Annotated in this window: 15 protein-coding genes, 1 tRNA gene and 1 other RNA gene; 4 read left to right on the top strand and 13 right to left on the bottom strand. The window is 35.7% G+C overall.

The annotated features are described in order from the left end of the window. Positions 1-6 precede the first annotated feature (6 nt). The 4 genes from J3T98_RS05525 to J3T98_RS05540 are packed head-to-tail and all read right to left on the bottom strand — an operon-like array spanning position 7 to position 5,064. Positions 7-1,647 (bottom strand): ABC transporter ATP-binding protein, encoded by a 1,641-nt coding sequence (locus J3T98_RS05525; RefSeq protein WP_267362341.1) that lies wholly within the window; start codon positions 1,645-1,647, stop codon positions 7-9. Then, positions 1,644-2,474, bottom strand: coding sequence for an ABC transporter permease (locus tag J3T98_RS05530; protein ID WP_220225593.1), 831 nt, complete (start codon positions 2,472-2,474; stop codon positions 1,644-1,646). Before J3T98_RS05530 ends, J3T98_RS05525 begins: the two co-directional genes overlap by 4 nt. A gap of 2 nt (positions 2,475-2,476) precedes the next feature. After that, entirely contained in the window at positions 2,477-3,454 is a 978-nt protein-coding gene (locus J3T98_RS05535) for an ABC transporter permease (protein ID WP_267329299.1), read from the bottom strand. A gap of 14 nt (positions 3,455-3,468) precedes the next feature. Continuing rightward, on the bottom strand, positions 3,469-5,064 hold the full coding sequence (locus J3T98_RS05540; protein WP_267362342.1) for an ABC transporter substrate-binding protein: 1,596 nt from the start codon (positions 5,062-5,064) through the stop codon (positions 3,469-3,471). A gap of 330 nt (positions 5,065-5,394) precedes the next feature. On the opposite strand from J3T98_RS05540, the gene adhP reads away from it, so the two are divergent. Both adhP and J3T98_RS05550 read left to right on the top strand, forming a co-directional pair. After that, on the top strand, positions 5,395-6,426 hold the full coding sequence (adhP, locus tag J3T98_RS05545) for an alcohol dehydrogenase AdhP (RefSeq protein WP_065562038.1): 1,032 nt from the start codon (positions 5,395-5,397) through the stop codon (positions 6,424-6,426). 182 nt (positions 6,427-6,608) lie between these two features. Beyond that, positions 6,609-8,054 carry an APC family permease gene (locus J3T98_RS05550; protein WP_267362343.1) on the top strand — a complete coding sequence of 482 codons (1,446 nt, stop codon included), beginning with the start codon at positions 6,609-6,611 and terminating at the stop codon, positions 8,052-8,054. Between the two features lie 60 nt (positions 8,055-8,114). Here the strand turns inward: J3T98_RS05550 and J3T98_RS11205 are convergent, their stop codons facing one another. The 6 genes from J3T98_RS11205 to J3T98_RS05570 form a co-directional block, all read right to left on the bottom strand. Next, positions 8,115-8,276, bottom strand: a complete 162-nt coding sequence (locus tag J3T98_RS11205) for a GNAT family N-acetyltransferase (protein WP_416380624.1) — start codon at positions 8,274-8,276, stop codon at positions 8,115-8,117. Next, entirely contained in the window at positions 8,237-8,422 is a 186-nt protein-coding gene (locus J3T98_RS11210; protein WP_416380619.1) for a GNAT family N-acetyltransferase, read from the bottom strand. Before J3T98_RS11210 ends, J3T98_RS11205 begins: the two co-directional genes overlap by 40 nt. Further along, entirely contained in the window at positions 8,388-8,561 is a 174-nt protein-coding gene (locus tag J3T98_RS05555; protein WP_267362344.1) for a hypothetical protein, read from the bottom strand. The genes J3T98_RS11210 and J3T98_RS05555 overlap by 35 nt, the downstream gene beginning before the upstream one ends. A gap of 109 nt (positions 8,562-8,670) precedes the next feature. Continuing rightward, positions 8,671-10,035, bottom strand: a complete 1,365-nt coding sequence (locus tag J3T98_RS05560) for a PTS ascorbate transporter subunit IIC (protein WP_267362345.1) — start codon at positions 10,033-10,035, stop codon at positions 8,671-8,673. 20 nt (positions 10,036-10,055) lie between these two features. Then, positions 10,056-10,328: a PTS sugar transporter subunit IIB gene (locus J3T98_RS05565; protein ID WP_065562042.1), complete on the bottom strand. Its 273-nt coding sequence runs from the start codon at positions 10,326-10,328 to the stop codon at positions 10,056-10,058. A 30-nt stretch (positions 10,329-10,358) separates the two neighbouring features. Then, positions 10,359-10,802: a PTS sugar transporter subunit IIA gene (locus J3T98_RS05570; protein ID WP_065735058.1), complete on the bottom strand. Its 444-nt coding sequence runs from the start codon at positions 10,800-10,802 to the stop codon at positions 10,359-10,361. 334 nt (positions 10,803-11,136) lie between these two features. On the opposite strand from J3T98_RS05570, the gene J3T98_RS05575 reads away from it, so the two are divergent. Beyond that, on the top strand, positions 11,137-12,117 hold the full coding sequence (locus J3T98_RS05575) for a LacI family DNA-binding transcriptional regulator (protein WP_267362346.1): 981 nt from the start codon (positions 11,137-11,139) through the stop codon (positions 12,115-12,117). A 109-nt stretch (positions 12,118-12,226) separates the two neighbouring features. Here the strand turns inward: J3T98_RS05575 and J3T98_RS05580 are convergent. From J3T98_RS05580 to tgt, 3 genes are all read right to left on the bottom strand, one after another. Continuing rightward, a non-coding RNA gene (locus J3T98_RS05580) (RtT sRNA) lies at positions 12,227-12,351 on the bottom strand. A 40-nt stretch (positions 12,352-12,391) separates the two neighbouring features. Beyond that, positions 12,392-12,468: transfer RNA gene (locus tag J3T98_RS05585), tRNA-Pro, on the bottom strand. A gap of 71 nt (positions 12,469-12,539) precedes the next feature. Then, complete coding sequence (gene tgt / locus J3T98_RS05590) at positions 12,540-13,676, bottom strand: tRNA guanosine(34) transglycosylase Tgt (protein ID WP_267358173.1); 1,137 nt, start codon at positions 13,674-13,676, stop codon at positions 12,540-12,542. Between the two features lie 138 nt (positions 13,677-13,814). Between tgt and J3T98_RS05595 the strand changes: the two genes are divergently transcribed. Beyond that, a complete protein-coding gene (locus tag J3T98_RS05595) occupies positions 13,815-14,477 on the top strand; it encodes a M48 family metalloprotease (RefSeq protein WP_267362348.1) in 663 nt (220 codons plus the stop codon). Positions 14,478-14,509 lie beyond the last annotated feature (32 nt).

The following is a 14,509-nucleotide window of genomic DNA, read 5'->3' on the forward strand; positions in this document are numbered from 1 at the left end:
CACTCCTTAAATATGAATAGCGGGAGACATATCAATTAATCGATGTGGATTCCATCCTTTACCAGGAACCGCATCAAGTAGATCTTTGGTATAAGATACTGTCGGATTTAGAAAGACTTGTGATGCGATACCTTGCTCGATGATGTTTCCTGATTTCATTACAATAATATGATCACAAATTTGTGCAGCAACTCGCAGGTCATGGGTGATAAATAGAACCGTTAAATCCAGCTTTTTTTGTAATTGCGTTAATAGTTCAAGAACTTGTGCCTGAACTGAAACATCAAGCGCCGATACCGGTTCATCAGCAATCAATATTTTCGGCTCTAATGCTAATGCTCGAGCAAGGCCTATTCGTTGCCTTTGTCCTCCTGAAAATTCATGAGGATAACGGTTTAATGCCTCGCTTTCCAATCCCACCATGTTGAATAACGCTTTTGCTCTTTTGATGGCTTCGTGTTTGTTTGTTCCGTGAAGTATTGGTCCAATCGTAACTTGATCGCCGACTTTTCGACGTGGATTTAATGACGCATAGGGATCTTGAAAGACCATCTGAATATGGCGTGAATATTGTTTAAGTTTTTTCCCTTTTAAATTGGCAATATCTACATCTTCAAAGTTGATTTGACCGCTGTCTATTTCTAATAATTTAATAATGCATCTGGCTAACGTTGATTTACCTGAGCCGCTTTCTCCCACAACGCCTAAAGTACTACCTTTATGTAACTTAAAGCTAACATTATTAACCGCATAGGTTGTACGTCGGTTTTGCTTAAAAAAGCTATGATTGTGATACGTTTTTGATAGGTTGTTCACTTCAAGAATAATCTCTTTATTAATACGTCGAACATCCCCAGGAGTAAGGGGAGGGACAGCGGCTATTAACGCTTGTGTATAAGGATGTGTTGGTGAATTTAATACGTCACTCGCTAAGCCTTGCTCAACGAGTTGTCCTTTCTGCATAACCGCAATACGAGTTGCAATATCAGCAACTACACCAAAATCATGAGTAATGAATAATACTGCGGTACCTTTGCGTGATTGTAGTTCGCGAATCAATTCTAATATGCATGCTTGAGTTGTGACATCTAAAGCTGTTGTTGGTTCATCAGCAATCAAAATAGCGGGTTCTAATGCTAATGCCATAGCAATCATGGCACGTTGACGCTGGCCACCAGAAAGTTGATGTGGATAAGCTTTAGCAACAGACTGTGGATTGGGCATTTGCACATCCGTTAATAATTGGATAACTTTTTGGTTTATCTCTTGTTTAGTTAACTTAGTGTGGATAGTGAACATTTCACTAATTTGATTAGCGATGGTTTTTAATGGATTTAGCGCAGTCATCGGGTCTTGGAAAACCATACCAATATGCGCACCACGAATTTTACGCATTTGTTCATCATGGTAAGTGAGTAAGTTGTTTCCGTCGAAATCAATCTCACCTTGAGAAGCAATAATACCGTCAGGTAATAATCCCATGATTGCATTGGATAATAAAGATTTACCCGAACCACTTTCACCAACAATACATAGGATTTCGTTAGCATAAAGATCGAGTGACACATCATTAACCGCATATTTTCGATCCGAACCATGAGGCAAATCTAGGGTTAAATTTTTAATAGTTAGTCTTTTTTGATTCATCGTTTTTTTAACCTTGGATTGAGTGCATCATTTATTCCTTGTCCAACTAATGATGCAGATAAAACGGTTAGCAATATTGCAATGCCAGGAATAGCTGAAACATACCATTGTTGACGTAATACTAGTCGTCCATTACCGACCAGATTCCCCCATGATGAAATATTGGGATCGGAAAGGCTCAAAAAAGCTAGCGCACTTTCCATTAATATCGCGGTTGATAAAATAACACTGGCATACATAATTACTGGCGGTAATGCGTTTGGTAAAATCTCTTTAAACATGAGTCTAGTTGAGCTCATGCCTATGGTTTTTCCCGCCTGAACAAATTCACGATTGCGTAATGATAAAAATTCTGCTCGAGTTAACCTTGCAACGGGCGGCCAAGAAACAACACCAATTGCAATCACCACAATATTGATTGTTGAACCAAATACCGCAACAGCAACGAGTAATAGTAAAAAGTTAGGTAAAATTTGGAATGCTTCTGTAAGGCGCATCAGTATGTCGTCAACCCATCTTCCGTAGAATCCTGAGATGGCACCAATAACCACACCAATAATAATTGCTATGAATGTTGAGATAAGTCCGATAATCAGTGATACTTTTGCACCATGAAAAAGCTGGGCAGCGATATTTCTTCCTGCCTGATCTGTTCCCAGGATAAATTTAGGATTTGTAAAAGGCCATTGTAATGGGCGACCCGCTAAGCGAAGCGGATTGCCAGGAAAAAACCAATCTGCGCTTAATGCAATTATGATAATTAATAACAGTAAAATTGTACCAATTCTAGCAATTGGGCTACGAAAATAGTCTTTTAATATCGCCATCATTAATGTCCTGTAATGCGTGGATCGAGCTTTGCGTAAAGCATATCGACAATAAAATTAATAATGATAACGAGTATTGCTGAAACAAATACTACGCCAAGTAAAGTGTTTAGATCTCTTTGTACTACAGAATCATAGGCAAGTCGTCCTAATCCTGGAATAGCAAAAATGGTTTCAATAACCACCGAACCGCCTAACATGGTGCCTGCTTGTAGACCGATTAGCGTTATCATTGGTAACATGGCGTTACGTAGTATGTGATTAACCAGTATCTGGCGGCTACTTAATCCTTTTGCTTTAGCAGTTTTAACAAAGTCTAAGGTCGATACTTCAAGTAATGAAGCGCGCATAATGCGTAAATAGATTGCTAGATAAACTAAAGCTAGGGTGGTAGTTGGCAAGATTAAATACCATGCAATATCAAAAAATGCTGAAATACCCGTTAATGATTCGCCGATACTGCCAAACCCACTAGGTGGTAACCAATTCAAATAAATTGAGAAGAAGACAATTCCCATGAGAGCTAACCAAAATGAAGGTGTTGAATAAAAAATTAGTCCCAGTACTGAAATGAGTGTATCTGGCCAACGATTCACTTTTTGAGCGGATAAAATGCCAAGGATTGTACCGAAGGTAAACGCTAAGAACATTGCGCAAACCATCAATAGTAATGTAGCCGGTAAACGTTCTAAGATCATATGGCTAACTGGCTTATTATATATTGCTGATTGCCCCAAATCTAAATGAACTAATCGCCATAAATAATTGATTAATCGTGAACTTGTTGATTGGTCAAGTTCATAATGATGACGCATTTCATCAATAACGCTTGATTCGGCACCACCAATTTGGGCAAGTAAAGCATCCACTGTATCGCCAGGCGCCAATTGCAATAATAAAAATAGCGCAATTAGTATGATAACCAGTGCTGGAATCGTGGTTAATAATCGTCTAAGTGCTAAAGTCAGTATATGCGTCATCATTTCACCTTAACTTAGTGTTCTATCCATACATCAAACCAACTACTTGATGGCCAACGTGCTGTATTATGATGATTGTGTACTTTGTTATTAATCACTGAGATGAATTCACGTTCTGTTGCGAACCAGAGTGGTAGTTCAGTATTCACGACATCAACTAGTTGACCATAAAGTGCTTTACGTTTGACTGGATCTATTTCAGTTGCGGCACTATCGATTAATTGGTCGACAGCATCAGATTTCCAGCCATATTGATTTGTCCAAGGCGCTCCTTCAGGACTGCCAGAACGTAACCAAACAGTTGTCGATACTGCTGGATCGCCTCTATATTGGTGCCACCCTGTTGCAATATCAAAATCGTGGAGTTTATAAACGGCATTTAAAGCGCCAGCAGTGTCGAGATTAACGATAACCACATTAATGCCGATTTCAGCTAAAGATTGTTGGATAAATGTTGCAAAAAGTGGAACATCTTCACCATTATTAATATGGACTAATTTTAAGGTAAAACGAGTGCCGTCAGCTTTTCGTGGATAACCCGCTTCATCTAATAATTGTTCAGCTTTTTCTCTATCAAAAGGGTAAACAATTTTACTGTCTTTAGGGTAAAAAACGTTTGATGATGGAATAATACCTGTTGCAGGCTTACCAAATCCGTATAAAAAGTCATCGATGAAGAAAGGAATATCGAGTGATTGAACAATTGCTTTGCGAACGTTTAGGTTAGCAATGATCGGATTGCGGAAGTTAAATTCTAAAGTATTATTGAAAATATTTGCTTGAGAACCTTTTGTTAAAACCTCAAATTTTGAGTTTTGTTTGAATCGATTAATATCAGCAAGGCTTAATTTTGAGTATGCACTTAAATCAATTTGTCCACTTTCAAGTGCAGCTGATGCTGAAGAGTTATCGTTAATAATGCGCCAGATTATTTTATCTAAATAAGGATATCCTTTTCGCCAATAATCAGCATTGCGTTCAACAATAATATGTTGTCCTCGTTGATATTCAACGAACTTGAATGGCCCAGTCCCTACGGGTGCGGTGTTATAAGGATTATTTAATACATCGGTGCCTTCGTACAAATGTTTGGGAACAACATAGCCAAGATCAACTAAAGCTCTTAATAGTAAATCTAATGGCATTGGACGAGAATAATTGAATACTACTGTATGGTCATCGGGTGTATCGACAGAGGTTAAATTAAGTTGTAATGCAGTTGAGAAATTTAATCTTTTTTTCCAAAACTCTAGTGCGTTATATTTTACATCTTGTGATGTAAAGGGTTTACCGTCGTGCCATTTGACACCTTCGCGTAATTTGAATGTTATTGTTTTTCCATCTGGTGAGGAAGTCCATGATGTAGCAAGAACAGGAACAATTTGGCCATCTGCATCGAGATCAACTAATGATTCAACTACTTTTCCTGATACTTCATATACACCTGTTGATGCACGTAAAGCAGGGTTGAGAACCCTTTGTTCTCCAGAATAATGGACAACTAGTGTTCCACCTCGTTGTGGTGTTTTTTCATCCGCCACCGAATAAAATGGCAACAAAATTGACAGTAGTCCTATAATAAATATTTGTTTAATATTGAATAATTTCATGTATGCTCCTTGTTGTCACCATATTTTCGGTATTTATAACAATGAAAATTTTTAGGATTTAACTATAAAAATTTTTAGTAAATTTGAGAAATGCCGATATCGCATATTTATATTACTTTTAGTTATATATTTACTCGCTAGGCTAACTTGTAGAATTTTTATGATCACCAGTTTTTTTAGATGTTTAGGGTAAATATCGCATATACACAATAAATTAAAAATAATTCTCATTTTTATTGATAATTGTGAAATAGCGCATATTTTTTCTAAATAAATAGGCTAAAATAAAAGCAGTTATGTTTTTAAATTGTAATTATCTAGGAGAAACAAATGAAAGCTGCAGTTATTAGACAAGAGTGCGATGGTCAAGTTGAAATTAAAGATATTCCTGTACGTCCTTTAGAAGCGGGGGAAGCTTTAGTTGAGGTTGAATATTGTGGACTTTGTCATACCGATCTTCATGTTGCAGCTGGAGATTTCGGTAAAAAACCTGGTCGTGTAATTGGTCATGAAGGTGTCGGTATCGTGACTAAAATTGCGCCTGATGTAAAAAGCTTGAAAGTTGGTGATCGTGTCAGTATTGCATGGTTCCATGCAGGTTGTGGTACTTGTGAATATTGTATTTCCGGTAACGAAACATTTTGTCGTAGTGCATTAAATTCTGGTTATACTGTTGATGGCGGTATGGCTGAGCAATGTATTGTTAAAGCTGATTATGCGGTAAAAGTCCCTGATGGATTAGATCCAGCTCAAGCAACAAGTGTAACTTGTGCGGGGGTTACCACTTATAAAGGAATTAAGGTAGCTGATACTAAACCAGGTCAATGGCTCGCAGTATTTGGAATTGGTGGTCTTGGAACGTTGGCTATTGAATATGGTAAGAATGTTTTTAATAACAAAGTTGTTGCTATTAGTAACAGTGATAGCCAGTTAGAATTGTGTAAAAAACTTGGTGCTGATTTAGTTATTAATCCTAAAAAGGTGGAAGATGTTGGTGCTTATATTAAAGAGCATACAGGTGGTGGTGTTCATGGTGCAGTTGTGACTTCAGTTACTAAAACTGCATTTAATCAGGCTATAGGTTCTGTTCGTCCATTAGGTCGTGTTGTTGCATTAGGTCTTCCTTCTGAAACAATGGATTTAAGTATTCCTAAGACAGTTTTAGATGGTATTCAAGTTTTAGGTTCGCTAGTTGGTACACGTGAAGATTTAGCCGAAGCATTTCGTTTTAGTGCTGAAGGTAAAGTTGTGCCAATAGTTGAAAAACGCCCATTTGAAGATATCAATAATATGATTGATGAAATGAAAGCGGGTAAAATTCGTGGTCGTATGGTTATCGATATGAAAATGAAGAAAAAATAATAATTATCATTGAATTGTTAAAAGTCAGCTTTATGCTGACTTTTTTATTAAACAGAATGTTAACTATTTTACAACTTGTATGACTTTTTTTAGATTAAGAATAATCTTTCTTGTGTTTTATAAATAAAACCCTATCATAAGCCAATTTTGCTTGCTTAATTGATAGATTTAAGGGGTTGTTTATGTCTGAGCACAATTTAGAGAATAATTTGCGGAAAGATTTGGGTTTACTTTCTGCACTATCACTAGTTGTTGGAATGGTTTTAGGGGCTGGTGCCTTTATGAAACCGCCAGCGGTACTGGAAGTAGCTGGGGATTATAATTTTGCATTGTTAGCTTGGATAATCGGTGGTGCTTTTTCTATTTGTGGTGGTTTAACACTCTGTGAATTGGGCGTTATGTTCCCGAAAACAGGTGGCATGTTGGTTTATTTAGAAAAGATTTATGGTGCAAAAGTTTCACATTTATATGGTTGGATGATAACCGTTTTATTTGCGCCATCATTAGTAGGCGCATTGGTAGGATATTTTAGCTCAGTTTGTTGTTTATTATTTGATATCAATGATTCTTATCGATTGGCGGTTAGTGCTGGGGTTTTGGGGTTCATTGCATGTATCAATTCAATAGGGGTTAAACAAGCTGGATATCTGCAAACCATCGCTACTTTTTGTAAACTCATTCCAATTTTGTTGTTAGCAATATTTGGATTATGGAAAGGTAATGGTCAAGTTGCATTATTTAGTTCAAGCGGCCAGGGAATTGAAACTACTGCGCCATTTGCAGTAGCAATATTGGCAACCTTGTTTGCTTATGATGGTTGGGCGCAAGTAGCGTCCGTTGCTGGTGAAATTCGTAATCCATCAAGAGTGTTACCCAAAGCCATTATTCTCGGCATTATATTTTTAGTAATAGTTTATGCCTGTATTAATATTGCATTATTCAAAATATTTCCTGTAAAAGAAATGGTTACGCTTGGACATGATGCATCTGCGGTGGCTTCACAACGAATGTTTGGACATTTAGGTGGTAATTTAGTTGCAGTTGGCATTATGGTTTCAATTTTAGGCGGTATCAATGGTTATATCATGACGTTATCCCGAACTATGTTTAGTATGGCGGAACGAGGTACGATTATTGGAGCACGTTTTTTAAGTACTATTGATGAAGATAGCCGTTCTCCGGTTAATGCCATTATTGTTTTGGTCTTTTTTTCATTTTTGTATTCAATATTACTAGATGCTGATCGGTTATCTGAGATTTCAATGTTTGCGATTTGGGTATTTTATCTACTTACTTTTGTTGGCGTGATTATTGCCAGAAAAAAATATGCTGACGTGCCTAGGCCTTATAAAGTTATCGGTTATCCTATTATTCCCATTGTGGCTATAAGCGGAGCAGCTTATGTTATTTATGGTATGTTGATTTATCAAACTGTAAACGGTATTGCTTCAATCTGTTTGACATTGATAGGCTTACCTTTGTACTACTATTATCACAGAAAAAATCATAATAAAGAGCTTTCGCTTGGTGAAATGAAAAAATATCGAGTCAAAACACAATACGTTATTGCTTGTGGAACTTTAATCTTTATAACTGCATTAATTGTATATGGTTATATAATTAATTGAAATATATTCCTTAATAAATACATTCAATAAACCGACTATTGTCGGTTTATTTTTTTAAACTTAGATATAACTTGAAATTAAGCTATAAATATTTTGATCATAATAAGTGCCATTAAGATATTCTGCTTGTTTAAGTGTTCCTTCATAATCAAAACCACAACGCTTAGCGACTTGATTACTTTTTAAATTAGTGACAGAACATTTAATGACAAAACGTTTAATAAGTTTTTTATCGCATAATAATGTGTGAGTGCTTGGATAGCTTGTGTAATAATACCCTTTCCTTGTGCTTTGCTATCTAGCCAATAGCCTATATAAGCTGTTTTATTGCTTTTATCTATCAATGTGGTTAAAGGAAAGTAATCCAACTGGTATGTTATTATTTAAAATGATATAGGTTTTAGTTTCATCTCGTTGATGTTTAATAAAACAATCTGCTAAAAAGTTAGCCGTATCTGACTCGCATTTGTTTGGCCATGCCATAAATTCCATTTTGTTGGTTATCATTCATTTTTTATTCCTATAAAAAATAACTATACAATGACTTTTTTTATGAAATTGCCAGACTGATTAGTCTGGCAAATTAGATGGATTTTAATCGATACAATATTATCTATTAATCATTATGGATATCGCATTTCGGTTTAGCTACATAGTTATACACAACTAATAAAGCGAAGATACTAACAATAATCATCATGATAACATCTTTATTAAACCATTTTGCCATATTACCAAGTAAAATGCCTACACCACAAAAATCGACATCAGAAAACGTTGTATTGGCAAAACCAAGTGATCCTAACACAGGTAATAATACTACAGGTAAGAATGTCACTAATAAACCATTAGCAAATGCACCAAGCATTGCACCTCGACGTCCGCCCATTGCATTACCAAATACACCAGCAGTTGCACCACAGAAGAAATGTGGAACCACGCCCGGTAAAATCAGTACGGCGTTAAGTTGACCTAAAACAAATAATCCGACTAAGCCACCTAAAAAGCTAAATAAAAAGCCAATTAATACAGCATTAGGGGCATAAGGAAATACCACAGGACAATCTAAAGCTGGTTTGGCATTCGGAACTAATTTTTCTGAAAACCCTGTAAATGCTGGGACAATCTCGGCAAGAATTAGACGTACGCCTTGCAATATGATAAAGACACCCGCTGCAAAAGTAATCGCCTCAATAATGGCATAAACTAAATAATTATCACCACTGCTAAGATTGCTTTCAACATAATTTGAACCGGCAAATACAGCTAAAATAAGGTAGATAATCATCATGGTTAACGAGATTGAAATTGAACTGTCACGTAAGAAGCTTAAGTTTTTTGGCAAATTCATCTCTTCGGTTGAACGAGATCCTTTTCCAACTGCCATTCCAAGCCAACCAGCTAAGACATAACCTAGTGTACCAAAGTGACCAAACGCGACATCGTCATTACCAGTAATTTTGCGCATTTGTGGTTGAGCTAAAGCTGGGAAAAACGCCATAATTAGCCCTAAAACTAATGCGCCAGTAAAGACTAATTGCCAATCTTTAAACCCTGAGACAGTTAAAATAATACTAATCATACAAGCCATATAAAAAGTATGATGACCAGTTAGAAAGATGTATTTTAAACGAGTAAATCGAGCAACGATAATATTTGCAATCATGCCAAACGCCATAATTAAAGCAGTTGCTGTGCCATACTCATTTAATGCCATTGAAACAATGGCTTCATTGTTGGGAACAATTCCTTGTAGTTCAAATGCTTGTTCAAACATTAAGCCTAATGGGGTAATGGCACTAATGAGTACTGTTGCACCACCGCCTAATACCAAGAAACCTAAAATAGTTTTAATGGTTCCTTTAACCGTATCGGCAAACGATTTACGCTGAGCCAATAATCCTACCATTGCGATTAAACCAACAAGTACCGCTGGAACTTTTAGGATATCAACAATAAATTTTACTATTTCCTGAATCATAGTAACACCTCAAAATTTGCTTAGTTTTTGGCAAAATGTTCAACGAGTTTCTTTTCCAAATCGTTGATATCAATAATATTATTTAATACTACTAATTTTTCGGTTGGAATTCCTGAGCTGGTAGCTAGATCTTTTGTCATCACGAACAAATCAGCTTGATCGGGGGTTGCTGAAGCTAGATCAGCGTGAGTGACTTCTGCATCAATGTTTAGTTTTTTGAGTACTTTTTTGATATTCATTTCTACCATAAAACTACTACCAAGGCCTGAGCCACAAACTGCCATAATTTTCATATTGTTTATCCTTTTATTTGTTTAATTTGATTAATAACGATTAATTACAGACAAAATTTCATCGCTGCTTTTTGCATTGAAAATTGTCTGAATATCTTTTGTTTCGGCGAATAATGTTGCTAATTGAGTTAATAACTCGATATGACTAGTACTGTCATTAGCGGCTAATAAAGTGATTAAATAAACTGGATCATTTTCTGCTGAATTGAAATTAACGCCTTTTTTTACAAGCAACATAGATAAACCTAGCTTATTTACCCCTTGTTCTGGACGAGCATGTGGCATTGCAATACCTGGAGCTAATACATAGTAAGGGCCAATTGATTCATGTAGTTGAAAAATAGCATCAATATAGTTAGAAGAAATTGAATGGTTATTTAATAAAGGTTCTGCACAAATTTTTATTGCCTCTTTCCAATCTTGTACAGAATCAATAGTTTTGACGGTTTGATAATTTAGCCATTGATTTAACATTTTACCTCCGAAATAGATCTCTATATGTTTCTATTGAAAATTAACATATTGTCTAACTATAAAAATTTAAAAAAGATAAAAATGTGATAGCGCTATCATTTTTGGTGCGTTTTTTTTCGATTATGTGATTTAGGTAGCATTTTTGATATATTGCTAAAAGCTAATTGTTTTAACGTAATGATATTATATTAATAAGTGCATTTTATCTAACAAACTTTTCATATTACCTAAATGATATAATATATAAATAGTATGAATTAGATTTGTTCTTTTGAGATTAAGTATGCAGGATGTAAAAAAACGTAAGGGTACAGGCCAAACAACCTTGTTTGATGTGGCTAAATACGCAGGTGTTGGAGCCATGACAGTTTCGCGTGCTTTAAGAACTCCAGATAAGGTATCAGATAAACTTCGCCAAAAAATTCAATTAGCCGTCGATACATTAGGTTATAAACCAAATATTTCTGCCAGTTTGTTAGCTTCAGCTTCTGCCAATAAAGTTATTGCTGTTATAACTACAAAAATTTTCGAACATTCTATACAAATATCATTAAATTCGTTACAAACATATTTAGCTAAACAAGGTTATACAATCCTTATATTTGAATCTAATCTTTATTATAAGCGAGAATCTCAACTGCTAAATATTCTTTATAGTCATAATCTTGAAGCTATATTGCTTTTCTATTTTGAAGATGATGATTTCTTAAAACTTCTTACTAATAATAAAACAATTCCTATTTTTAATGTAGGTAAACATTATGAAGAATGCTCAAACATTAAAATCGGATTAGATGATAGTCTAGCAATGTCAATGTTAACTGAACATGTAATTGACAAAGGATACAAAAATATAGGATTACTTTGTGCTAATCACCAATATCATATATTCCAACAAAGGTTACATGGCTGGCATAAAGTTATGTTAAGTAAACATTTACCCACACACAGAATCATTAATGCAGCCAAACCAGCCAACTTTACGACAGGAAGTGAGTTACTATCAGACATTCTATTGAATTGGCCAGAAATAGATGCATTAATCTGTACAACAGATGAATTAGCTTGTGGGGTTCTTTATGAATGCCAGCGGAGGCATATTCGTGTTCCATACCAGTTAGCTGTTTGTGGGTTTGGAGATAGCGAATTTAGTAAGGTGAGTTTTCCAACATTGACAACAGTTTCTTTGCCTTCAAATAATAAAGGGGAATATATTGCTCGTTTATTGCTGAATAACTTAATAAATAAAGAAGATGATTTAACCCCAGACATGCCATCATTAGAACCAATGATATGTTCAAGAGCGAGTTTATAGCTTTAAAAATTTAGGATAATAAGAAGGATTGTTGTAGTTAACTTGAAGTTAAATTTAAATAAGTTAGTTTTAAAAAAGCCTATTAACGAGAACGGGCTTTTCATGAAATTGGTTGGCGAGAGAGAATTCCTTGCATTTCATACTAACTCTTCTGGTTGTTGCTAAAGCAACGTTGTCTCGCTGCGCTCGGCTCTAACCTCCGTCGGTTCTCATCCTCTAGACTGAAGTGAATAATAAAAAAGCCTACTCAATGAGCAGGCTTTTTTATTTAAATTGGTCGGCGAGAGAGGATTCGAACCTCCGACCCACTGGTCCCAAACCAGTTGCGCTACCAAGCTGCGCTACTCGCCGTTAGGATGCGCATAATACTGCGCTAACCTCGATGTGTCAATAGTTACGCCTAAAAATTATAATGATAATTTTTATTTTGTGAAAGGAGCGGGGGTTTTGCCAATTCTTTGGTAAAACTCGGCGACAAATGCTTCGTAACGTTGATTAGCAACCGCTTCACGAATTTCAGCCATTAAGCGTTGATAATAACGTAAATTATGAATGGTATTGAGTCGTGCCCCTAATATTTCTCCACATTTGTCTAAATGATGAAGATAAGATTTAGTGTAATTTTTACAGGTGTAACAATCACACTCAGGATCGAGTGGGGTCGTGTCATCTTTATATTTTGCATTACGGATTTTAATGACCCCATTAGTAACAAACAGATGCCCGTTACGTGCGTTACGAGTTGGCATCACGCAATCAAACATATCAATACCACGACGAACACCTTCAACTAAATCCTCAGGTTTACCAACACCCATTAGATAACGTGGTTTATCAGCTGGTAATTGTGGGCAAGTTCCTTCTAAGATACGATGCATATCGGCTTTCGGCTCACCCACCGCTAATCCGCCAACGGCATAGCCGTCAAAACCAATTTCGGTTAATCCTTTAATCGAGATATCACGTAATTCTTGATGTATACCGCCTTGTACTATACCAAATAAGGCATTTTTATTGCCCAATTCGTCAAAACGTTGGCGACTACGTTTTGCCCAGCGTAGAGACATTTCCATTGATTTTTTGACATAGTCCCACTCGGCAGGAAACGGCGCACATTCATCAAAAATCATGACGATATCAGAACCAAGATCATATTGGATTTCCATTGAAATTTCAGGTGATAAAAAGATTGAATCACCATTGATAGGGTTACGGAAATAGACGCCTTCTTCTTTAATTTTTCGAATATCACCAAGACTAAAAACTTGGAACCCTCCAGAGTCGGTTAAAATCGGGCCTGGCCACTGCATAAAATCATGCAAATCACCGTGTTTACGCATAATTTCTTGTCCAGGTCTTAACCATAAATGGAAAGTATTACCCAATAAAATTTGTGCACCTGTAGCAGCGACTTCTTCAGGGGTCATACCTTTGACGGTACCATAAGTGCCAACTGGCATAAATGCGGGTGTTTCAACTGTATATTCAACACCACGACGATCGAACTTCATTCGTCCACGACGAGCTAAGCCGTCAGTATTATCTAGTTCAAATTTCATTTTTTGTGTTAACCTCTTGCGACCAAATAAACAGTTTGGCGCTAATTATTGATATAATACGTTATCGTATTATTTTTGCGGTGCGTAGTTTATCGTGCTAAACCTAAATAGACAATATCTATAAGGATCTTTGAGCTTTTGAAATATATTATTTTATTATTTGTAGTAATGTTAGTTGGATGTCAAAATCAAATACAGCCAACTATCATTTCATCTGAACGAATTAAAACATTATCTGACTCTGATATATTAGCTATTAGCCAACAAGCTTGCATTGAAAATGATAAGAAGGCAATTATTGCACCTGATTATCATTTTCTTAGTAAGAGATTATCTAATCTTAACAATAAGTTACCTAGAAAAACAAATAATATTGAATTAAGTTACAAAGTTTATCTTGATAGTGAACCTAATGCTTGGTCTACAGCTAATGGTTGTATTCGAATAAATAGTGGATTGATGAAATTACTTGAAGATGATGAGTTACAAGCAGTGATTGCTCATGAACAGGCTCATATTGCACTAAAACACGGAATAAGTTTACTTAGACATGCGCCTTATATTGAGATTACTGATAAATCCAATGAAATAGTGATTATGGTAAAAGAAGAAATTTCCCATCAATATGAGGTTGAAGCAGATAATTATGCTTTTGATTTATTAGTTAAGGAAAAAATAGATCCCAAAGGATTGGTTAATATGTTAACAAAAATGCCAATTCATGCTAAAAATCAACCAACATCCCATCCAACTAATATAAATCGTATTAATAACATCACTAACAAGTTAAAGCATTATTAGTATTTTTATATTTTGCCAATTAAATTTAGGTA

This window comes from Gilliamella sp. B2772, from assembly GCF_026536985.1.
In the GTDB taxonomy this organism is placed as follows: domain Bacteria; phylum Pseudomonadota; class Gammaproteobacteria; order Enterobacterales; family Orbaceae; genus Gilliamella; species Gilliamella apicola_E.

What these genes read in the sequence shown, in the direction of transcription:
- J3T98_RS05525 (WP_267362341.1), bottom strand. Translation starts at nt 1,647, where the DNA reads ATGAATCAAAAAAGACTAACTATTAAAAATTTAACCCTAGATTTGCCT.
- J3T98_RS05530 (WP_220225593.1), bottom strand. Translation starts at nt 2,474, where the DNA reads ATGGCGATATTAAAAGACTATTTTCGTAGCCCAATTGCTAGAATTGGT.
- J3T98_RS05535 (WP_267329299.1), bottom strand. Translation starts at nt 3,454, where the DNA reads ATGACGCATATACTGACTTTAGCACTTAGACGATTATTAACCACGATT.
- J3T98_RS05540 (WP_267362342.1), bottom strand. Translation starts at nt 5,064, where the DNA reads ATGAAATTATTCAATATTAAACAAATATTTATTATAGGACTACTGTCA.
- adhP (WP_065562038.1), top strand. Translation starts at nt 5,395, where the DNA reads ATGAAAGCTGCAGTTATTAGACAAGAGTGCGATGGTCAAGTTGAAATT.
- J3T98_RS05550 (WP_267362343.1), top strand. Translation starts at nt 6,609, where the DNA reads ATGTCTGAGCACAATTTAGAGAATAATTTGCGGAAAGATTTGGGTTTA.
- J3T98_RS05555 (WP_267362344.1), bottom strand. Translation starts at nt 8,561, where the DNA reads ATGATAACCAACAAAATGGAATTTATGGCATGGCCAAACAAATGCGAG.
- J3T98_RS05560 (WP_267362345.1), bottom strand. Translation starts at nt 10,035, where the DNA reads ATGATTCAGGAAATAGTAAAATTTATTGTTGATATCCTAAAAGTTCCA.
- J3T98_RS05565 (WP_065562042.1), bottom strand. Translation starts at nt 10,328, where the DNA reads ATGAAAATTATGGCAGTTTGTGGCTCAGGCCTTGGTAGTAGTTTTATG.
- J3T98_RS05570 (WP_065735058.1), bottom strand. Translation starts at nt 10,802, where the DNA reads ATGTTAAATCAATGGCTAAATTATCAAACCGTCAAAACTATTGATTCT.
- tgt (WP_267358173.1), bottom strand. Translation starts at nt 13,676, where the DNA reads ATGAAATTTGAACTAGATAATACTGACGGCTTAGCTCGTCGTGGACGA.